The following is a 21,073-nucleotide window of genomic DNA, read 5'->3' on the forward strand; positions in this document are numbered from 1 at the left end:
TGATGGCCCGTCAGACCATCGCCAGATGCTGCTTGCGCGTCGGCGCTGGAAACGCCCGGTCGATCGCCCGCACGTCTTCACTGGTCAGGGTCAACGCCCCGGCCGCCGCATTCAGCCGCACATGTTCCGATGACACCGCCTTGGGGATGGCAATCACATCATTCTGCCGCGTCACCCAGGCCAGGCTGACCTGTGCCGGCGTCGCGCCATGGCGCTCGGCAATCTCGCTCAGCACCGGGTGCTGCAACAGCCGCCCGGCCTGGGCCAGCGGGCAGTAGGCCATGGTCGGCAAACCGCGCTGGCGGCTCCACGGCAACAGGTCGAATTCGATGCCACGCTGCGCCGGGTTGTACAGCACCTGATTGGTGGCGCAATCCGGGTTGTGCAGTTCGCGCAAGTCGTCGACATCGAAGTTGGACACCCCCCAGTGGCGGATCTTGCCCTGCTCGCGCAAGCGCTCGAACGCTTCGACCGTTTCCTCCAGCGGATACTGGCCACGCCAGTGCAGCAGGTAGAGGTCGATGACCTCGCTACCCAGGCGCTTCAGGCTGCGTTCACAGGCGTCAGGCACGCCACGGCGGCTGGCGTTGTGCGGGTAGACCTTGCTGACCAGGAACACCTGGTCACGGCGCCCGGCAATGGCCTGGCCAACCACTTCCTCGGCGCCACCTTCGGCATACATCTCGGCGGTGTCGATCAGGGTCAGGCCCTGTTCGATACCCTGTTGCAGGGCCGCCACTTCGGCCGCCCTGTGCGCCGGGTCTTCGCCCATGTACCAGGTGCCCTGGCCAATGGCCGGCACGCTGCAACCTGCCAGTTTCACGTAACGCATGTCACCTCCGGAGTCTGGGTATGGGAAAGCAGTACCTCGAGCAGCGCCTGGGCTGCGGTGGAAAGCTTGTGGTCGGCCAGGGCGATCACGCTGATGCGCCGTTCGACGGCGGGTTCGACCAGCGTCACGCAACGTGCGCCAAGTTCCTGCATCTGGTTGATGCACAACGCGGGGACCGCGCTGACGCCAAGACCGCTGGCAACCATGCGGCCGATGGTCGACAGCTGGTGGCTTTCGAATGCCACCGCCAGTTTGCCGTGGCGCGCCGCGACGTTCTGTTCCAGCAGCAGGCGCACCGCCGACGGGCGTTGCAAGGCAATGAAGTCTTCCGCCAGCAACTGCGCCCAGGTGACCTGGGTTTGCAAGGCCAGTGGTGAGTCGGCCGGCACCACGGCGACGAAGCGGTCCATGTACAGCGGGTGGAAATTCAAACCTTCGCTGTTATCCGGCTCGAAACCGATGCCCAGTTCGACGCGGCGATGGCGCACCAGTTCCAGCACTTGTTCGTTGATCACGTCGTGCACCGTGACGTTGACCTTGGGGTAACGCTGGCGGAACACCTTGAGCGATTGCGGCAGCAGGTTGCCGGCAAAGGCCGGCATGGCCGCCACCGAGACGCGGCCAAGCTGCAGGGTGAAGCGCTGGCGCAGCATCTCTTCGGTGTCGTCCCAGTCGGCCAGCAGGCGCCGGGCCAGCGGCAGCAGCACCTCACCCTCGGCGGTCAGGCTGACACTGCGGGTGGTGCGGGTGAGCAGGGCGCCGCCGAGGTTGTCCTCCAGTGCCTTGATGGTCAGGCTCAGGGCCGGTTGTGACACATGCAGGTGTTCACCGGCCTGGGCGAAGCTCTGGTATTTGGCGACGGCAACGAAGGCGCGCAGTTGCTTGACGTTCATGACAGCCTCGATCGCTGTTTTGGAAAAGTTATCAATCGATGATGAAAACAAAATTAACAAATCAGTCGCCAGCGGTGAAGATGGCTGCACACGCTCACCGACAGCCTCGTCGGTTCAACAACTACAAAAGGCGGATCAGCATGGCCGGACTGGACAAGCGCGTAGCAACCTATGAAGAGGCCCTGGCAGGCCTGACCGACAACATGACGGTACTGGCCGGCGGCTTCGGCCTGTGTGGCATCCCCGAAAACCTCATTGCCGAAATCAAGCGCCTTGGCGTCAAGGGCCTGACCGTGGTCTCCAACAACTGCGGCGTCGACGGCTTCGGCCTGGGTGTGCTGCTGGAAGACCGGCAGATCCGCAAGATGATCGCCTCCTACGTCGGCGAGAACGCCGAATTCGAACGCCAGCTGCTCAGTGGCGAGCTGGAAGTCGAACTGACCCCGCAAGGCACCCTGGCCGAGAAGATGCGCGCTGGCGGCGCCGGTATCCCGGCCTTCTACACCGCCACCGGCTATGGCACCCCGGTTGCCGACGGCAAGGAAGTGCGCGAGTTCAAGGGCCGCAAGTACATCCTCGAAGAGTCCATCACCGGCGACTTCGCCATCGTCAAGGGCTGGAAGGCCGACCACTACGGCAACGTGGTGTACCGCAACACTGCGCAGAACTTCAACCCGCTGGCGGCCACCGCTGGCAAGATCACCGTGGTCGAAGTGGAAGAAATCGTCGAGCCTGGCGTGTTGCTGCCCAGCGAAATCCACACCCCGGGCATCTACGTCGACCGGGTGATCGTCGGCACCTTCGAAAAACGCATCGAAAAGCGCACCGTCAAGGCCTGAGCGCCGTCCATCAGAACAACAAAGAGATCCTGACCATGGCACTGACCCGCGAACAGATGGCGCAACGCGTCGCCCGTGAACTGAAGGACGGCTACTACGTCAACCTCGGCATTGGCATCCCGACCCTGGTGGCCAACTATGTACCGGCCGAGATGGACGTGATGCTGCAGTCCGAAAACGGCCTGCTCGGCATGGGCGAATTCCCCACCGAAAGCACTATCGATGCCGACATGATCAACGCCGGCAAACAGACCGTCACCGCCCGCCGTGGCGCGTCGATCTTCGACTCGGCGCAATCGTTCGCCATGATCCGTGGCGGCCACGTCGACCTCACCGTACTGGGCGCTTTCGAGGTGGACGTGGAAGGCAACATCGCCTCGTGGATGATCCCCGGCAAGCTGGTCAAGGGCATGGGCGGCGCCATGGACCTGGTGGCCGGTGCCGAGAACATCATCGTCACCATGACCCACGCCTCGAAGGATGGCGAGTCCAAGCTGCTGCCACGCTGCAGCCTGCCGCTGACCGGTGCCGGCTGTATCCGCAAGGTGCTGACCGACCTGGCCTACCTGGAGATTAAAGACGGCGCCTTCATCCTGCGCGAGACCGCGCCGGGGGTGAGCGTTGAAGAAATCATCGAGAAAACCGCCGGCAAGCTGATCGTGCCGGACGATGTAAAGGAAATGACCTTCTAAAGCATCACACTGTCCCTGTGGGTGCGGGCTCTCCCGCGAAAGCGTCGGTACTTTCACCGCCGCCTTCGCGGGTGAACCCGCTGCCACAGGGTTTTGCATTGCCAATGCAAAACTGCTCCGCCTCATAAAACCAATAAAAGGAAGTAACCGTGGCCGCTGAAATCCAAGACAGCCGCTCCGCCCGCTTTGCCCTGCGCTGTTCCAACTGGGCGGAACGCTGGTTCCCCGACTCCTGGGTATTCGCCGCCCTTGCCGTGTTGCTGGTGTGCATCGGCGCCCTGGCCATGGGCGCCAAACCGACTGACACTGCCAAAGCCTTTGGCGATGGCTTCTGGAGCCTGATCCCGTTCACCATGCAAATGGCCTTCGTGGTCATCGGCGGCTACGTCGTGGCCAGCTCGCCACCTGCTGCCCGCCTGATCGACCGCCTGGCGCGTATCCCCAAGAATGGTCGCTCGGCGGTGTGCTGGGTTGCACTGATCTCGATGCTGGCCTCGCTGCTCAACTGGGGCCTGTCGCTGGTGTTTGGCGGCCTGCTGGTCCGTGCCCTGGCCCGTCGCACTGAACTGAAGATGGACTACCGCGCCGCCGGTGCCGCCGCTTATCTGGGCCTGGGTGCTGTGTGGGCGCTGGGCCTGTCGTCGTCGGCTGCGCAGTTGCAGGCCAACCCGGCCAGCCTGCCGCCATCGATCCTGTCCATCACTGGCGTGATCCCGTTCACCGAAACCATTTTCCTCTGGCAGTCCGGTGTGATGCTGGCGGCCCTGGTGGTTGTCTCGCTGGTGATCGCCTACGCCACCGCGCCGGGCCCGAACAGTGCGCGCAGCGCCGAAGACTGTGGCGTCGACCCCAGCTTCACCGCGCCACCGGCACCCAAGCGTACCCGCCCGGGTGAGTGGCTGGAGCACAGCCCGATCCTGATCCTGATGCTGGTGGCCCTGGCCGGTGGCTGGCTGTACCAGGAGTTCGCCACCAAGCCGGCGATCACCGCGATTTCCGGGCTGAACACCTACAACCTGCTGTTCATCATGCTCGGTGCCTTGCTCCACTGGCGCCCGCGCAGCTTCCTGGATGCCGTGGCCCGCGCCGTGCCGACCACCACCGGGGTGCTGATCCAGTTCCCGTTGTACGGCTCGATTGCAGCGATCCTCACCCAGGTCAAGGGTGTGGATGAACAGACCCTGGCCCACCACATCTCGCTGTTCTTCACCCAGATCGCCACCCACGACACCTACGCGCTGTTGATGGGTGTGTACTCCGCCGTGCTGGGCTTCTTCATCCCGTCGGGTGGTGGCAAGTGGATCATCGAGGCGCCGTACGTGATGCTGGTGGCCAACGACCTGCAATACCACCTGGGTTGGGCGGTGCAGATCTACAACGCCGCCGAAGCGCTGCCGAACCTGATCAACCCCTTCTACATGCTGCCGCTGCTGGGCGTGCTAGGGCTCAAGGCACGTGACCTGATCGGCTTCTCGTTCGTGCAGTTGCTGGTGCATGTGCCACTGGTGCTGGTGCTGTTGTGGGCACTGGGAAGCACATTGCAGTATGTGCCGCCGGTGATGCCTTGAAGTAGTCGGGTTGCCTGCACCGGCTTCTTCTCGGTTGAACTCGCGAAGAAGCCGGTGCAGGTTTTCAATCAGCCAGCGTTGCCAGCAATGCCGCCAGGGTCGCTCGACCGTTCTCATCCAGCCCGAACACCGGCTTGCGTGGCTCACCCACCGGCAACCCGGTCAGCCCCAGGCCCGCCTTGATGGTCGCAGGCAACCCGCCCTTGAGAATGAAGTCGAGCAACGGCAGCTGCTGATAGAACAACGCCCTGGCCCGCGCCAGGTCGCCCCCTAGAACAGCCTGGTAGAGCGCCTGGTTCAACGCTGGAATCAAGTTCGGCGCCGCCGTGCACCAGCCCTTGGCCCCGGCCACGAACGCTTCCAGCGCCAGCGGGTTGCAGCCGTTGTAGAACGGTACCTGGCCTTCACCCAGCAACTGCAGCTTGTGCATGCGCTGGATGTCGCCGGTGCTCTCCTTGACCATGGTCACATTGGCCACTTCGCGGACGATGCGCAGGATCAGCTCCACCGACATGTCGGTGCCGCTGGTGGCGGGGTTGTTGTAGAGCATGATCGGGATATCGATGGCGTCACCGATAGCGCGGTAGTGCTGGAGGATCTCGGCCTCGCTGAGCTTCCAGTAGGCGGTCGGGAGCACCATCACCGCAATGGCGCCATGGGCCTGGGCAAAGCGCGCACGGCGCACGGCGCCGGCAGTGGTCAGGTCGGAGACGCTGACGATGCTTGGCACCCGCTTGTCGATCTGGGCAAGGCTGTACTCGGCCACCTGCTGCCATTCGCTGTCGCTCAGGTAGGCGCCTTCGCCGGTACTGCCCAGCGGCGCGATGGCCTGCACGCCACCGTCGATCAAGCGTTCGATGGACAGGCCAAGTGCAGGCAGGTCGAGCTGTTCGCCGCCCGCGCGGAAGGGGGTGATGGTGTAGCCGATGATGCCGTGGAATTCAGTGTTCATGGTGATAGGCTCCGCAAGCAAGGCAATCAGGGGTCAGTTCAGGCAGTCGGCGTGGGCGCGCAGGCTCTGCCGGGCAAAATAGTTGAAGGCAGCGGCGTGGCGCTTGGGCCGGTCGATCCAGTCGTGGGCTTCGCGGCCCAGTGCCGGGGCGATGGGCTTGACGGTGCCGGCCGACATCGCCAGCAGTTGCAGGCGCGCTGCGCGCTCGATCAGCTGGGCATACACGCAGGCCTGTTCGATGCTGGTGCCGGTGGACAATTGGCCATGGTGCGAGAGCAGGATGGCGCGCTTGTCCCCCAGTGCGGCGCTGATGATTGCGCCTTCCTCATTGCCCACCGGCACGCCTGGCCAGGCTTCGAGGAAGGCGCAATCGTCGTACAGCGGGCACAGGTCCATGTGCGAGACCTGCAGCGGGACTTCCAGCATCGACAGGGCGGCGACATGGGTCGGGTGGGTGTGGATGATGCAGTTCACATCCGGCCGGGCGCGGTACACCCAGCTGTGGAAGCGATTGGCCGGGTTGGGCATGCCCTGGCCCTCGAGCACTTCGAGGTCCTCGTTGACCAACAACAGGTTGCTGGCGCTGATTTCATCAAAACCCAGGCCCAGTTGTTGGGTGTAGAAGGTGCCAGGTTGCGGGCCGCGGGCGCTGATCTGCCCGGCCAGACCGGAGTCGTGGCCGTGGTCGAAAAGAATTCGGCAGGTCAGGGCCAGCTTTTCCCGCACAGTCCACGTATTATCGGCTAGCGAGCCTTGCATCTGCGTCAGCGCCTGCTGGACCAGTTGGTCCTTGCTGTGTGTCAGGGTCTTGGCCATGGGGTTTTCCTCTGTGGCGTGATGAGCGATGTCAGCGCTGGCCGGTTCCAAAGCTTTGGTCGGTCGAGGAACCTGTCAGTGCGTGACACAAATAATCCTATATGACACAAAGTGTCATAGACAAGCCTTTGGACCCGGGAAAATCGCGTCGCATGTCTAACCGATTGAAAGTGTTGAGAAAAAAACTTGGCGTCACGCTTGAGGCGCTGGCCGAAAAATCCGGCATGACCAAGAGCTACCTGTCCAAGGTCGAGCGTGGGCTGAACACGCCGTCAATTGCTGCTGCGCTAAAGCTGGCGCGGGCGCTGAATGTCAATGTCGAAGAGTTGTTCGCCGAAGAGCAGGCCGGGCAGAGCCGTTACAGCCTGGTCCGCCAGGGCGAGCGCCAGCCGTTGGTGGGCGATGGCCACGGGCCGGGCTACGCAGCGTTGACCCGCCAGTTCGGGCAGCACAGCTTGTTGCCGTTCCTGATCCAGCCGCCGACCGAGTTCAGCGACCCGACCTTCAAGGAGCATGAGGGTGAGGAGTTTTTGTTCGTCCACGCCGGCCAGGTGGAGGTCGACTTCATGAATGAGCGGGTGTTGCTGGAACAGGGCGATGCGCTGCACTTCAATGCTCAGACCCCGCACCGCTTGCGCTCGGTCGGCGAGCAGCCGGCGCAGCTGCTGGTGGTGGTGCAGCACAGCGGCGAATGAGGGCAGGCGATGATCGAGGTATCGCGGTTCTGGCGGGATCCGGCATTGCCCTTCGTCGAAGCGCGGCGCGTGGGGGATGGGCGCAAGGTCTGTTATGCCGCCCATTCCCATGAGAGCTTTTCCATCGGCGTGATCACTGGTGGTTGCAGTACCTACCTGAGCGGCGCCAGCCAGGTCGAGGTGATGGCCGGGACCACGGTATTGATGAACCCAGGTGTGGTACACACCTGCAACCCGATTGCCGGGCAGCCTTGGTCATACCTGATGCTGTTCGTCGACATGCCGTGGTTGCAGGCTCGGGGCTTCGTATTGCCAACGCAGACCTTCACCCATTGCGCTGGGTTGTACAGCCGGTTGCTGCAACTGTTTGCCGACTTGTTCGACGCTGAACTGAGTGATCGAGAAGCACGCTTGGCCGCTTTTTTCGCCGATCTTCCCGGCTATCTGCAGCCCAGTGCGCACAAGGTGGCAAGCGAACATCCACAATTGGATGCCGCGGCGGCGTTCATGCGAGCGCACCGCGGCGACCCGTTGTGCCTGGCAGATATCTGCGCCGCTTGCGGCCTGTCCCGGTCCTACCTGATCCGTGCGTTCCACCAGCGCTTCGGCCTGACGCCTCACGGTTACCTGCTGGATCAGCGGGTGCAGCTTGCACGGGCGCAATTGCGCAAGGGCCGGGCGATCGCCGAGGTGGCACTGGAGGCGGGCTTCGCCGACCAGGCGCATCTGCAGCGGGCGTTCAAGCAGCACCTGGCGGCGACCCCCGGGCATTATCAAACCAGCAGATAAACCGCGCTGCCCACCAGCAATACTGCCAGCCCCCGATTCAGCCACTGCAGATACCGCGGCTCGCGCAGATACTGGCGAATCACACTGCCAGCCCAGGCCCAGCAGGCCACCGAAACGAAACAGATCGGCCCGTAGATCCAGGTGAACAACCACAGCAGTTGCTGTTCGCCACCGGTATAGGCACCCACCCCTGCCACCGCCGCAAGCCAGGCCTTGGGGTTCAGCCATTGCATCGCCGCGCCATGCCAGGCCGAAGGTGCGCGCTGCTGATCGGCGCCACCCAGCTGGCCATCATCGCTGGCCAGCTTCCACGCCATGTACAGCAGAAACGCCACGCCTCCCCAGTGCAGCACCACCCCCAGCAGCGGCCAGCGCAACAGCAGTTCGTGCAGCCCCAGGCCAACCAGCACCAGCAGCAGGCAAAAGCCCAACGTCGCGCCTGTCACGTGCCACAGGCTCGCCCGCAGGCCATGACGGGCACCGCTGCCGAGGGCGACGACATTGACCGGCCCGGGAGAGATCGATGCGGCAAGGGCAAAGGCGGCCATGGAAAGGGAAAGGCTCATGTTCCGTAACTCCGTGTGTTGGACGATGGCGCCATCCTGGGGCCTCTGGCAGCGGGTGTATTGAAGAAAAGTCTCCTACAAGGTTGTTACAGGTTTTGTAATAGTTTCGCGCTATCAGAAAAACCTGCTGTGCTTGTAGGATCGTCGTCCCTGTTTTCAATCAAGGTCTATATGAGCACCTTCGCGGAACCCCCCAGTCCCCGGCCATCCCGGCCATCCCCCCTCCGTCCCCGTGACGCCTTCTTCGTGAGTACCCGCTAATGGAATGGCTAGCCGATCCCACGGCCTGGCTAGGCCTGTTGACGCTTATCGTCCTCGAGCTGGTGCTGGGTATCGACAACCTGGTGTTCATCGCCATCCTCGCCGACAAGCTGCCGCCGCATCAGCGCGACCGCGCCCGGGTCATTGGCCTGAGCCTGGCGCTGATCATGCGCCTGGGCCTGCTCGCCAGTATCTCGTGGATGGTCACCCTGACCGCGCCGTTGTTCGAGGTATTCGGCAAGAGCTTCTCCGGCCGTGACCTGATCATGCTGTTTGGTGGTGTGTTCCTGCTGTTCAAGGCCACCATGGAACTGCACGAGCGCCTGGAAGGGCATGTCACCCAGGCCAGTGGCGCGGTGCGCCATGCCGCGTTCTGGCCCATCGTGGCGCAGATTGTCGTGCTCGACGCGGTGTTCTCGCTGGATGCGGTGATTACCGCCGTGGGCATGGTCGAAGAGTTGTCGGTGATGATGATCGCGGTGATCTTCTCGATCGGCATCATGATCGTCGCCAGCAAGCCGCTGACCCGCTTCGTCAACGCCCACCCGACAGTGATCATGCTGTGTCTGGGCTTCCTGATGATGATCGGTTTCAGCCTGACCGCTGAAGGCCTGGGCTTCCACATCCCGAAAGGCTACCTGTATGCGGCCATCGGCTTCTCGATCCTCATCGAGCTGTTCAACCAGCTGGCCCGTGCCCGCCGCAAGCGCAGCCTGCAGCAGCACCGGCCACTGCGTGAACGCACCGCGCATGCCGTGCTGCGCCTGCTGGGTGGCCGCCGGGTCGAGGCTGACGAGGTGGGTGAGGAAATCGCCGACCTGGTCGAAGGGGGTGAGGAGCAGGTGCTGTTCGACCGCCGTGAGCGCGTGATGATCAGCGGCGTGCTGAACCTGGCCGAGCGGCCGATCCGCACGGTGATGACCGCGCGTGCCGAAGTCGACGTGATCGACCTGGCGCAACCTGCGCACGCCATTACCGAGGCGCTGGCCAACTCGCCGTACTCGCGCCTGCCGCTGATTCGCGACGGCCATATCGAGGAACCGCTGGGCTTCGTGCACAAGAAAGAGCTGCTCAAGGAGCTGTTGACCGGCAGCCAGCCGGACCTTGAACGCATGGCCCGAGCGCCGTTGAACCTGCTGGAGAGTTTCAGCATCCTCAACGCCCTGGAGCAAATGCGCAGCCAGTCGACGCACATCGCCTTCGTGATCAACGAGTTCGGTGATTTCACCGGCCTGCTGACCATGACCGACATCCTCGAATCGATCGCCGGTGAGCTGCCGGATGCCAGCGAGGTGGAAGGCCCGGCGATCGTCGAAGAAGGCGGCAGCTTTGTCGTCAGTGGCGCGCTGAACCTGAGCCAGGTCCAGGCGCGTACAGGCTTCAGCGCCCGCGCCACCGAGGACTACCAGACCCTGGCGGGCCTGGTGATGAGCTTGCTGGACCGCCTGCCGATGGTGGGTGATCAGCTGGCCTGGAACGGCTGGAGCATGACCGTGGTGGCGGTGGAGGAGCGCCGGGTGCGCCAGGTGCGCCTTACACCGAGCGCCGACGCTGACGCAGCAGGTGCTTGAAGCCTTCGAGCACCAGCACCAGCACTGCGGCCCAGATCGGCAGGTAGGTCAGCCACTGATCCGGGCCAATGGTTTCGCCCAGCAGCAGGGCCACGCCCACCAGCAACACCGGCTCGACGTAGCTGAGCAGGCCGAACAGGCTGAACGGCAACAGGCGGCTGGCCAGTACGTAGGCGATCAGTGCGCAGGCGCTGATCGCCCCCAGCAGCGGGATCAGCCCGTAGAGGCCTGGGTGTTCGTGCAGGTCGGCGGTCGACAACGGCCCTTGGGTCACGAAGTACACCGCCCAGGGCAGCAACAGGCACATGTCGCACCACAGGCCACCGAGGTGGTCGGTGCGGCAGCGTCGCCGCAAGACGAAGTAGATCGGGTAGCCGATCGTCACCAACAAGGTTTCCCAGGCGAAGCTGCCATTCTGGTACAACTCGTGCCCGACACCCAGCGCGGCGCAGCTGACCGCCACTTTCTGCAGGCGTGACAGGCGCTCGCCATAAACCACGCGCCCGGTCAGCACCATCGCCAGCGGCAGGAGGAAATAGCCCATCGACACTTCCAGGCTGCGCCCGTGCAGCGGCGCCCAGAGAAACAGCCACAGCTGCACCCCCATCAACCACGAAGTACCGAGCATGCCCAGCAGCAGGGCCGGCGTCTGGCGCACGCGGGCGAGCAGTTCGCCAACGCGCTTCCAGTCTTTGCTGAGCCACATGAACAGGGTCAGGCAGGGCAGGGTCAACAGCGTGCGCCAGCCAAAGATCTCTTCGCCATCGAGCGGCGACAGCAAGGAGGTATAGAAATACATCACGGCGAACAGACAGGACGCCATGACCGACGAAATAATGCCTTTTGACACGAATGCCTCTGATGGGGGAGTGAGCGGGTGGATCAGCCGCGCATGATCTCAGGGGGCGCGTCCTGCGGCAACCGCGCGACACCTGGGTGGGTGGCGAGTGCCTTGAGGAAGTCGGCCGCCGGCATCGGCCGGGCAAACAGATAGCCTTGCTGGAAGTCCACCCCGCTGCGAGCCAGGTAGTCACGCTGGACGTCGGTTTCCACCCCCTCGGCAACGATGCCCAGGCCCAGCTTGGCGGACAGTTCGATGATGCTGTCGAGAATGTGCTGCGACAACGCGTCGCCACCGATCATGGCGACGAAGCTCTGGTCGATCTTCAGGTAATCGACCTTGAACTGGCGCAGGTAGCTGAGGCTCGACTGGCCGGTGCCGAAGTCATCCAGGGCGATCATTACCCCCATGTCATGCAGTTTGGCGAACAGTTCGAGGGCTACCGGGGTGGCTTCGAGCAGCTTGCGCTCGGTCAGCTCCAGGGTCAGCCGGACTCGCCCGGGGGGAAAGTGCTGGAGGAAGGTGCGGCAGTCGTCGAGCAGGCTCAGGTCGCGGCAGTGGTCGGCGGTAATGTTGATGCCGATGTGAAAACCGTCTTCCAGCAGTGCGGTGTAGGGCGCAAGGCTCTGCGCAGTGTGCAGCATCAGGGCCCGGGTCATGGCAACGATCTGGCCGCTGTGTTCGGCGTAAGGGATGAACAGGTCCGGGCGTACCAGGCCTTCACGGGGGTGGTTCCAGCGCATCAGCACTTCAGCCCCGGCCCAGCGGTAGTCACCCTTGCGCACCACCGGCTGGAAGTAGGGCAGAAATTCGTCCGCCTCCAGGGCGCGGCGCAGTTCGGCACGCGGTGAACTGGCCCGGCGAATCTGCCAGCGGCAGGCGCAACCGGCCACCACGCCGAGCGCCAGCAGCAGGCTGAGCAGGGCGGGGTAGTGGCTGCGCAGCACCTCACCTTGTTTGCCTGCTGCGTAGCCGCCGTGCACGCTGAACGGGTAGCGGGTCGAGCCCAGGGTTACATCGGCGGCGGCGGCTGCCGGTGGGACACCGGGATGCACCACGCCGTCCTTGCCCATCCAGGCATTGCCGACGCGGATCTGCAGGGCTTCCTCCGGGCCGATCAGGCGCAAGGCGGTGAGCAGATGGTCGCCATCCACGGTGGCGATCGCGCCGCGGTCACCATCACTGGCCCGATAGACGAGCAGGGCATGGCCAGGCGTTACCGAGTTGCCATCCATCAGCCATAGCCGGCCATCGGTGTAGTCATTGGCCTCTACCTGTTCCTCGAAGTCGCCGAACAGCGAACTGCAGTACAGGTTATGGTGCTGGATGAGGTTGGTCGAACGCACGAAGGCATTGCGCGTGACCTCGCTGCGCAAGGCCAGCTGGGCGTCCGCGCAGGGCTTGCCAGCCAGCGGCAGCAGGGCCTGCGCGGCACTGGCCAGGTTGTCTAGAATGTGATCGACATGCTCGACCACCTGGCGTGTGGTCGCCTCGCTGCGGGTGCGCAGTTCGCGTTCGATTTGCCAGTTCATCACCGCCAGGCCACAGGCAAGCGGCACCACGCCGACGATCCAGGGCAGTAGCGTGCGCCAGCTCCAGCGAGCGGGACGTTTGACCGTGAGGGGCATGCTGGGGTGATCTTCCTGATGACTGACGTGCTGAGGATAGCCGTTTGTCGGCGCAGGTGGCGAACTAAAGCGCGACAAAGCTATTTACGCAATGTAGAATCGATTTACGAATACAACAATAAAGTCCTTCGTTCTTGAAGGATCACCCCCGCCGAGAATGGGTCCATATGACATACCATGGGTTCAAGCTGATCATTGGTGACTTCCTCGCCCGCAGCGTGCGTGGTATCCCGTGCTCTCCACCATTGCCGTTCCACATCCTACGCATTCATTAATTTTCGCTGCAGATGAGGGTACGAACATGGCTGATATCTTTGACAATCCAATGGGCCTGATGGGCTTCGAGTTCATCGAACTGGCTTCGCCGACGCCGGGCGTACTGGAGCCGGTATTCCAGATACTCGGTTTCACCAAGGTGGCCACTCACCGCTCCAAGGACGTGCACCTGTATCGCCAGGGCGGCATCAACCTGATCCTCAACAACGAACCCAAGAGCATCGCCTCCTACTTCGCTGCCGAGCATGGCCCGTCGGTGTGCGGCATGGCGTTCCGCGTGCGCAACGCCCATGAAGCCTATGCCCGGGCCCTGGAGCTGGGCGCCCAGCCAGTCGAGATCGAAACCGGCCCGATGGAGTTGCGCCTGCCGGCCATCAAGGGCATCGGTGGGGCACCGCTTTACCTGATCGACCGTTTCGATGAAGGCAGCTCGATCTATGACATCGACTTCAATTTCATCGAAGGCGTTGACCGCAACCCGCCGGGTGCAGGCCTGAAGATCATCGATCACCTGACCCACAACGTCTATCGCGGGCGCATGGCTTACTGGGCCGGCTTCTACGAGAAACTGTTCAACTTCCGCGAGATTCGCTACTTCGACATCAAGGGCGAGTACACCGGCCTGACTTCCAAGGCCATGACTGCGCCTGATGGCATGATCCGCATTCCGCTCAACGAAGAGTCTTCCAAGGGCGCCGGGCAGATCGAAGAGTTCCTCATGCAGTTCAATGGCGAGGGCATCCAGCATGTGGCCTTCCTCACCGATGACCTGCTCAAGACCTGGGATGCGCTGAAGGGGTTGGGCATGCGTTTCATGACCCCGCCGCCACAGACCTACTACGAAATGCTCGAAGAACGTCTGCCGGGGCATGGCGAGCCGGTCGACCAGCTGCAAGCCCGCGGCATCCTGCTGGATGGCGCATCCGAGCCGGGCGACAAGCGCCTGTTGCTGCAGATTTTCTCGGAAACGCTGCTCGGCCCGGTGTTCTTCGAATTCATCCAGCGCAAAGGGGATGACGGCTTCGGTGAAGGCAACTTCAAGGCGTTGTTCGAGTCCATCGAACGTGATCAGGTGCGCCGTGGCGTGCTCAATGCCGAATAAGTGAAGCGCAGCGCCGTCAGCCCTGGCTGGCGGCGCTACGAACACGCTGGTTACGTTGCCTGAACAAACCCCAGTAAGTGATCGAGCCGGTAATGATCCCGACCAGTGCCAGGGAGGGGAAAAGCTGTTTCATCGTCTGGCGCGTCTCTCGTGCCGAGTAACCTGCTGCATAGCCCGCCTTGACGGTATAGCCATACTTGGTCGAGACACCCTCGCTGAAAAATTCATCTTGCGATGGCCGCGCCGGATCGCGACTGTCGCCATCGGTCCAGATGTATAAATCTCCGAATTCGAGCAACAACGTCAGCCCTGTCTGAAACGCACGCAGTTCATTGCGCAGCAACATGCCATAGGATGTGGCAATAACGCCCAGATTCTGCTCAGTAAGTTGATAGGCGAGCAGGACGGCATTGGGTGTTGCGGGCGGGTCCAGCGCCAGACGAAATTGCGATTGTGCATCTGGGAACATGTGATCCGGTGGAAACGGCGTTTTCAAGGTATTGCAATACGTACTGCCGTCAACGGTCAATGCCAGCGAGCGCAAGTGCGGTGCTTTCGCTATCTGATCGAGCAATTGCGGTTCGGCGCTCTCGCAGGTAGCCCCTGCCAACATCAGTGCTGCCGAAGCCGATGCGTGTATTCGGTCGAGTGCCAGGTCCACGGAATAGATCGCTTCGTTGACTGAAATACGTGCGGTTTCTTCAAGTTTCTTGTCATGCTGATAGAACAAGATCATCAGCCCGCTGAGAACGGGCAGCAAACTGATTGCCAATGCCAGCAACAACTCTACCAAGCTGTGCCCTGCAGTTCTGCTCTTTGACATAAGTGGTCAGCCCCAAATTCACTGGGCTACCCGACATGGCTAGCCCAATGCAGAGCCTATGAATCAATGACCCTTCCTGCTGTAATCTAACGCCATGCCTGCTTTGCGAATTTGGCCACTAAGGTGTAGGACTCATTTCGGCTTGAGTGCAGCGATGACCTTTTCGGCCAGTAGGCCAGTCGAGGCGGGGTTCTGCCCGGTGATCAGCCGGCCGTCGCAAACCACGAACGGCTTCCACGGGTCATCGTCCTTGCTGTAGATGCCGCCCCTGGCAACCAGTTCGTTCTCAGTGAGAAAGGGCACCACCTTGTCCAGCTCTGCCAGTTTTTCTTCGGTGTTGGAAAACCCGGTAATCTGCCGGTCCTTGAGCAACAGGCTGTTGTCGCTGAGCTTGATGTTCAACAGCCCCACGACACCATGACAGACGGCGGCGATGATGCCATTGTTCTCGTAGATCTTGCGTGCCAGTTCCTGTAACGGTTGGTTGTCCGGGAAGTCGTACATCACCCCGTGCCCACCGGTGTAGTAGATGGCGCAGTAATCGCCAGCCCTGACCTTGCCCGGGCTGGACGACGCGCCCAGACGGCTCATGAACGACTTGTCGTCGTACCATTGCCAGTCCAGCTCGGGGGCCATTTGCAGGCTGTGCGGGTCGACTGGCACATAGCCGCCATCGGGGCTCACGTAATCGACTTCATACCCGGCTTTCTGCACGACCTCGACAAAATGCACCGCTTCACCCAGCCACAGGCCGGTGGCCCGCTTCAGGGTCGGGTATTTGGCGGTATTGGTCAGTACTACCAGAATCTTCTTGCTCATCACCACGCTCCCTGGTTTGTCGTTGAAGGGCAATGCGTTGCTTGGCGCGGGGAAAACCTATTGAGCATAGCTCCCGTTTGCGAAGGCGCCATTCTGGTAATGGCTCTATGCTAGTGCCTGCGCGGTGCGCCTGATGTGAAGCTGTGATACGTGCAACTATTGCAGCGGCAAGCCGTCGGGCCGATGATGCGCAAACGGAATTTTTACCCAAGAGCAATGATGGAATCCCGACAGTGTTCGTAAACGACACACCGCGCAACCCTTCTGCGCAAGGCATGGAGTTCGCCACTCGGTCGTCAACGGCTCAGGGCATGGCTGAGCAGGTCACGCGGTTCGACTGGTCATACAGCGCTCTTGGGCCGCTGCCGCATTGGCAGGCCCCCCTGCGCATCGCTGTCGACATGATGGTGCTTTCGCCGTTTCCCTGCGCGGTGGTCTGGGGCGCCCAGATGACCGTGATTCACAACGATGCTTACGCGAAATTGCTCGAGTGTGACGGCCACGCCTTGGGGCAGGCGTTCGACAAACTATGGGCTAAAGCCTGGAAGGCCATCGGCCCCTGGGTGTTCAACGTGCTTGAAGGTGGCTCCAACTTTGTCGAAGACCAGCCGCTAACGCTAACCAACAAGCAAACGGGTGCTCAAGCCCGCTACGCCTTCAGCTACACGCCGTTACGCGATGAGCAGCATGAGGTGGTGGGGTTCCTGCACACGGTGATCGAAACCAGTGCCAGTGGCGATGCACATGCTGTATGGCGTGAGCAGGCGTTGGCGTTCGAACGCAAGCTCGAGCGCATCATGGCCGATCGTGATCACATCTGGCAGCTGTCTCGCGATGCCATGATCATCGTGACCCGCGATTTGCGCCTGCATGCGGTCAATCCGACCTGGCAGCGCGTTCTGGGCTGGACTGAAGACGAGGTGCGCGGTGAATCGGTCCTGGAGCTTGTCCATCCTGGCGACAGGGCCGAGGTGGAAGTTGCGGTCATGGAGTTCATTAACGACCGCGGGGCCGAGCAGCTCGAGACGCGCTTGCGCCACAAGGACGGGCACTATTGCATATTCTGCTGGACGGCGAGTTTCGACGGCACGCTGCTGACGGCCGTAGGCCGAGACATTTTCACAGGATCATGAAGAGGCCTTGCGCCAATCCGAAACCCTGATGCGGACAACCCAGCGCCTGGATGCGGTTAGCCACCTGGCAGGCGGCATGGCCCACGAAATGAACAACCTGCTGTCGGGTATCGGCGGCAGCCTGGAGCTGTTGCAGCGCCGCATGGAGCAAGGGCGCCTGGAGCACATCGACCGTTATGTGACGCTGGCCAGCGATTCTGTGCAAAGTGCCATGCGGCTCACACACCGACTGCTGGCGTTCTCCCGTCATCAGCCGTTGTCACCCAAACCGCTGGACATCAATCGCCAGCTGACCGCCATGGAGCCGCTGTTGCGTCAGGTGCTGGGGACTGAAATGCGGGTGAGTTGGGAACTGGACATAGAACCCTGGACCACCTGCCTGGATGTTGCACAGCTGGAGAATGCCCTGGTCAACCTGTTCGCCAACGCACGTGAGGCATGCCTTGGGCGTGGCCTGGTGACACTGCACACGATCAACAAGCGCCTGGATGCGCCATTCCCCGACGAGCAAGGCGTCCCGCCTGGTGATTATGTCGCCTTGTATGTCACGGACGATGGCCATGGTATGCCCGAAATGGATATGGCTCGTGCATTCGAGCCGTTCTTCACCACCAAACCCTTGGGGCATGGCGCCGGGTTGGGGCTGGCGATGGTTTATGGCTTCGTCGGCCAGTCGGGTGGCCACGTGTGGCTCGAGCCAGCGCCTGATCACGGCCTCAAGGTCTGTATGTTGTTCCCGCGTAGCCTTGAACACATCGTGCAAGCCCCCCCTCAGCCGGTACCGGCCGTGACAGGGGCCAGTGGCCAACGCGTGCTGCTGGTCGATGACGAGGTAAACCTGCGTTCGGTGATGAAGGAATACCTGCAGGAGCGTGGCTTCGTCGTGTGCGATGTGGGCGACGCGAATTCGGCGCTGGATCGCTTCCGCCACCACGGTCCTTTCGATCTGGTGATTACCGACATCGGCCTGCCGGGTGGTTTCAGTGGGCGGCAGGTCGCCAGGGCGATGCGCATGTTCAAGCCCGATCAGAAGATTCTGCTCATTACCGGGTTCAACGACCAACCGCTGGACCCGCAACTGTCCGAGACACCAGGCACGGCCTTGATGCTCAAACCGTTCGCGTTGGCCAGCCTGATGGACCAGGCCCTGCTGATGCTGAGCGACTGAACGGGTTCAGGGCTTGCCCAGCATGTTGGCAACCTGTGCCCGCAACTGCTTGAGCTCGAACGGCTTGCAGATCAGTTGCATGCCCGGCGCGAGAAACCCTTCGCGCGCTACCGCGGTCTCGGCGTAGCCGGTGATGAACAGCACCGGAAGGTGCGGGCGCAGCGTGCGGGCGATCTCGGCCAGTTGCCGGCCGTTCATGCCCGGCAGCCCGACGTCGCTGAGCAGCAGGTCGATCGCCTGCGCTGAACGCAGCAACTGCAAGGCTTCGCTGGCGTTGCTGACGCTGTGGCAGGGGTAACCCTCGTCCTGCAACGACTGGCAAAGCAGGTCGCGGACATGGGGATCATCCTCGACCACCAGCACATTCCGGCTTTTGCCTGCAGGGGATGGGTGCGGTTCGGCTGCCTGGGGTTGTGGCGTATCCAGGTGACGTGGCAGGTAAAGGTCCACCTGGGTGCCATGGCCGAGCTCGCTGAACAGCGCTACATGGCCATTGGACTGCTTGCTGAAGCCGTAGACCATCGACAGGCCGAGGCCAATGCCCTGGCCAACCGGTTTGGTACTGAAGAAGGGCTCGAAGGCATGTTCCAGGGTGCTCTGTGACATGCCCTGGCCCTCGTCGATGAAGCGCAGGCAGGCATAATCACCGCCATCCAGCACACTGCCGGCGAACCGCTGCGTGTCTACCCTCTGGTTGCTGGCCTCTAAACGCAACAAGCCCCCGTTGGGCATGGCCTCGCAGGCGTTGATCAACAGGTTGTTCACCGCCTCTTGCAATTGCTCGTCGTCTGCCTGCACTGCCCAGAGGTCTGCGGGCAGGTCCAGTTGCAGATTTACCCGTGGGTCAAGGATGGCTTCAAGGCGCTGCGGTTGCAGGAGTGCAAGCAGGTCGATGCGCTGACTGTGCAGCGACTGCCTGGACGAAAAAGCCAGCAGGCGATGGGTAAGCACCGCGGCCCGTGACACGGCTTCCTGGCCCCTGCGCAGGATCCCTTCAAGGCCGTCACTGCGCCCGTGTTTCAGGCGCCGGTCGATCAGCTCGAAACTGCCGCCGATGCTGGTCAGCAAGTTGTTGAAGTCATGCGCCACACCGCCGGCCAGCTGGCCGATTGCCTCCATCTTGCGGGTCTGCTGCAAGGCCTGGTCGATGGCAGGTTGTTCCTCGCTACGCGCATCCAGGCGCTGTTGCAGGTCGAGCATCTGGTCGCGCGCCAAGTATTGACGGCGTCGGTTGCGCAACGCTGTCTGGGCCAGCTGCAGCAAGCTCCCATCTTCGAAAGGCAGGGCCAGCAGGCTCAGGTTGCCCTGGGCAAGCGTGGCGCTAGAAGAGGTGACCGCAGGCGTGCACGTCAACAGCAGGATTGGCAGGTCCGACCAGGCCGGCTGTTGGTCGATATAGCCCTTCAACAGTTCGGCTGCTTCGACGTCAAGGGCCTGCTCGGCAATGATCGCCAGGGCTGCGCCCTCGATCAGGCAGGCCTGCAGCCTGGCGATATCTGGCGCGCACAGACAGTCGACACCGGCAGCCGCGAGCAACTTCGTAGCATTGCTGGCAAGCGGGTCGGGGGCCAGGATCACAGCACGTTCGTCCATCGACAACGAACTGGCCAATGCGATTCTCCTGAAACGGTCGGCAAGGTCGGTCTGTGTCCTTGCCGCCTGAAAGGGTCCGATACCTACTGGACCACAGGCGCTCTCCCAGGGTTCAACGCAATCTACAGCCCCTGTTGCAGGAAGGGATCATCCGGGTTCTGCCGCTCCAGTTCGGCCAGCAGAACCTGAACGTTCTGCAACTGGCCGGTTTCTTTCCAGTACTGGATCAGCAGCACACGCGCCCGGCGGTTGGCTGGCTGGCGGCTGAGCAGGGTTTCCAGTTGTTTCTGCGCGGCATCGGACTGATCCAGCTCATGCAGGGTGACCGCCAGGGTGTAGCGATAGTCGGCATTCTCCGGCTCCAGCTCCACCGCGCGCGACAAGGCCAGCAGGGCGTATTCGCGCTGATCATGGCGGATCAGCCACAGCCCCAGCTCGTACTGCAGGAACGCCGAGTCCGGGCGCAGCGCCAGGGCCTTGGCCAGCACCTGGCGGGATTGATCGTGATGGCCCTGGCGCTCCAGAAGGCGCGCCTGCGTGGCCAGGGCGTCGAGGCCATCCGGGGCCACCGCGAGGCTGCGCTGCAGGGCAGCGGCTGCCTGATCGTAGTCATTTTCGTGCAGGTACAGGCGCGCCAGGTGTACCTGGGCCGCGGCGTCGTCGGGTTGTTTTTCCAGGGCCTGCTGGTATTGCTCCAGCGCGATCTGCAACGGGCCGAAGTACAGGCCGATGGCATCGGGGTCGAGGCCGAGCAAGGCATCCACGGCGGCGAAGCGCACGCTCTGCTCGTCATCGTCCAGCAGTGGCCCCAGCACCAGGCTGCGCTGAGACGGCGGCAGCAGTTTGCGGATGCTGGCGATGGCTGCGCGACGCACCAGCGGATCATCGTTTTCCAGGTCCAGGCGGGCCAGCTTAAGTGCTTGCGGCGAAGGGTAGTTGGGTAATTCGGCATACAGCGCGGCGCGGCGGATCGGCGTCAGGTCATCGCGCTGCAGCTGTTGGTACAGCACCCGGGCGGCACCTGGCAGGCCGTCGTGGGCCTGGCGCAGCGCCTTGCCATAGCTGTGCGGCGGCAGCACCGGCGGTGCGGGCTTGTCGTCCCGGCGCAGGAAAACGATGGCGATCGACACCAGAATCAGCAGCAGTACGGCGATCAGGTAGCTGTGGCGTCTGGGCATCGGGCGCAGCGATCCATGGCGGTGGGAAGGCAGAGCTT

At 62.6% G+C, this 21,073-nt stretch carries 18 protein-coding genes and 1 pseudogene; 8 read left to right on the forward strand and 11 right to left on the reverse strand.

The features are described from left to right. Nucleotides 1–10: 10 nt before the first annotated feature. A complete protein-coding gene (locus F6X59_RS20790) occupies nt 11–832 on the reverse strand; it encodes an aldo/keto reductase (protein ID WP_152957889.1) in 822 nt (273 codons plus the stop codon). Beyond that, nucleotides 820–1,725 carry a LysR family transcriptional regulator gene (locus F6X59_RS20795; RefSeq protein ID WP_152957890.1) on the reverse strand — a complete coding sequence of 302 codons (906 nt, stop codon included), beginning with the start codon at nt 1,723–1,725 and terminating at the stop codon, nt 820–822. Before F6X59_RS20795 ends, F6X59_RS20790 begins: the two co-directional genes overlap by 13 nt. Nucleotides 1,726–1,865: 140 nt before the next feature. Between F6X59_RS20795 and F6X59_RS20800 the strand changes: the two genes are divergently transcribed. From F6X59_RS20800 to F6X59_RS20810, 3 genes are all read left to right on the forward strand, one after another. Beyond that, on the forward strand, nt 1,866–2,564 hold the full coding sequence (locus tag F6X59_RS20800) for a CoA transferase subunit A (RefSeq protein ID WP_110635257.1): 699 nt from the start codon (nt 1,866–1,868) through the stop codon (nt 2,562–2,564). Between the two features lie 35 nt (nt 2,565–2,599). Continuing rightward, entirely contained in the window at nt 2,600–3,256 is a 657-nt protein-coding gene (locus F6X59_RS20805; RefSeq protein WP_152957891.1) for a CoA transferase subunit B, read from the forward strand. A gap of 149 nt (nt 3,257–3,405) precedes the next feature. After that, complete coding sequence (locus F6X59_RS20810; protein ID WP_346653871.1) at nt 3,406–4,824, forward strand: TIGR00366 family protein; 1,419 nt, start codon at nt 3,406–3,408, stop codon at nt 4,822–4,824. Nucleotides 4,825–4,888: 64 nt separating this feature from the next. On the opposite strand, the gene F6X59_RS20815 is transcribed toward F6X59_RS20810, so the two are convergent. Together F6X59_RS20815 and F6X59_RS20820 are read right to left on the reverse strand one after the other, a co-directional pair. Continuing rightward, nucleotides 4,889–5,776: a dihydrodipicolinate synthase family protein gene (locus tag F6X59_RS20815; protein ID WP_152957892.1), complete on the reverse strand. Its 888-nt coding sequence runs from the start codon at nt 5,774–5,776 to the stop codon at nt 4,889–4,891. A 33-nt stretch (nt 5,777–5,809) separates the two neighbouring features. Then, entirely contained in the window at nt 5,810–6,592 is a 783-nt protein-coding gene (locus tag F6X59_RS20820; RefSeq protein ID WP_152957893.1) for an aldolase, read from the reverse strand. A 152-nt stretch (nt 6,593–6,744) separates the two neighbouring features. Between F6X59_RS20820 and F6X59_RS20825 the strand changes: the two genes are divergently transcribed. Both F6X59_RS20825 and F6X59_RS20830 read left to right on the forward strand, forming a co-directional pair. Beyond that, nucleotides 6,745–7,287 carry a helix-turn-helix domain-containing protein gene (locus tag F6X59_RS20825; protein WP_152957894.1) on the forward strand — a complete coding sequence of 181 codons (543 nt, stop codon included), beginning with the start codon at nt 6,745–6,747 and terminating at the stop codon, nt 7,285–7,287. 9 nt (nt 7,288–7,296) lie between these two features. Next, nucleotides 7,297–8,076, forward strand: a complete 780-nt coding sequence (locus F6X59_RS20830) for an AraC family transcriptional regulator (protein WP_152957895.1) — start codon at nt 7,297–7,299, stop codon at nt 8,074–8,076. Here F6X59_RS20830 and F6X59_RS20835 read toward each other — a convergent pair. Continuing rightward, complete coding sequence (locus tag F6X59_RS20835) at nt 8,061–8,642, reverse strand: LysE family translocator (protein ID WP_152957896.1); 582 nt, start codon at nt 8,640–8,642, stop codon at nt 8,061–8,063. The genes F6X59_RS20830 and F6X59_RS20835 overlap by 16 nt on opposite strands. A gap of 260 nt (nt 8,643–8,902) precedes the next feature. On the opposite strand from F6X59_RS20835, the gene F6X59_RS20840 reads away from it, so the two are divergent. Then, nucleotides 8,903–10,474, forward strand: a complete 1,572-nt coding sequence (locus F6X59_RS20840) for a TerC family protein (protein WP_152957897.1) — start codon at nt 8,903–8,905, stop codon at nt 10,472–10,474. Here F6X59_RS20840 and rarD read toward each other — a convergent pair. Then, on the reverse strand, nt 10,437–11,324 hold the full coding sequence (gene rarD / locus F6X59_RS20845) for an EamA family transporter RarD (RefSeq protein WP_346653875.1): 888 nt from the start codon (nt 11,322–11,324) through the stop codon (nt 10,437–10,439). The two genes, F6X59_RS20840 and rarD, sit on opposite strands and share 38 nt — an antisense overlap. A gap of 32 nt (nt 11,325–11,356) precedes the next feature. Continuing rightward, on the reverse strand, nt 11,357–12,943 hold the full coding sequence (locus tag F6X59_RS20850) for a cyclic diguanylate phosphodiesterase (protein WP_152957899.1): 1,587 nt from the start codon (nt 12,941–12,943) through the stop codon (nt 11,357–11,359). Nucleotides 12,944–13,244: 301 nt separating this feature from the next. Between F6X59_RS20850 and hppD the strand changes: the two genes are divergently transcribed. Continuing rightward, nucleotides 13,245–14,321 (forward strand): 4-hydroxyphenylpyruvate dioxygenase, encoded by a 1,077-nt coding sequence (hppD, locus tag F6X59_RS20855; RefSeq protein WP_152957900.1) that lies wholly within the window; start codon nt 13,245–13,247, stop codon nt 14,319–14,321. 16 nt (nt 14,322–14,337) lie between these two features. Here hppD and F6X59_RS20860 read toward each other — a convergent pair whose 3' ends face one another. Together F6X59_RS20860 and F6X59_RS20865 are read right to left on the reverse strand one after the other, a co-directional pair. After that, on the reverse strand, nt 14,338–15,114 hold the full coding sequence (locus F6X59_RS20860; protein WP_256669386.1) for a CSS-motif domain-containing protein: 777 nt from the start codon (nt 15,112–15,114) through the stop codon (nt 14,338–14,340). A 162-nt stretch (nt 15,115–15,276) separates the two neighbouring features. Further along, on the reverse strand, nt 15,277–15,963 hold the full coding sequence (locus F6X59_RS20865) for a type 1 glutamine amidotransferase domain-containing protein (protein ID WP_152957902.1): 687 nt from the start codon (nt 15,961–15,963) through the stop codon (nt 15,277–15,279). A gap of 275 nt (nt 15,964–16,238) precedes the next feature. Between F6X59_RS20865 and F6X59_RS20870 the strand changes: the two are divergent. After that, nucleotides 16,239–18,264, forward strand: a pseudogene (locus F6X59_RS20870) (response regulator). A 6-nt stretch (nt 18,265–18,270) separates the two neighbouring features. Here F6X59_RS20870 and F6X59_RS20875 read toward each other — a convergent pair. Continuing rightward, nucleotides 18,271–19,875 carry a response regulator gene (locus F6X59_RS20875; RefSeq protein ID WP_152957903.1) on the reverse strand — a complete coding sequence of 535 codons (1,605 nt, stop codon included), beginning with the start codon at nt 19,873–19,875 and terminating at the stop codon, nt 18,271–18,273. Nucleotides 19,876–19,979: 104 nt separating this feature from the next. Beyond that, a complete protein-coding gene (locus F6X59_RS20880) occupies nt 19,980–21,035 on the reverse strand; it encodes a HEAT repeat domain-containing protein (RefSeq protein ID WP_152957904.1) in 1,056 nt (351 codons plus the stop codon). Nucleotides 21,036–21,073: the final 38 nt, after the last annotated feature.

The sequence above is a fragment of the Pseudomonas sp. MN1F genome, assembly GCF_009391885.1.
Lineage (GTDB): Bacteria > Pseudomonadota > Gammaproteobacteria > Pseudomonadales > Pseudomonadaceae > Aquipseudomonas.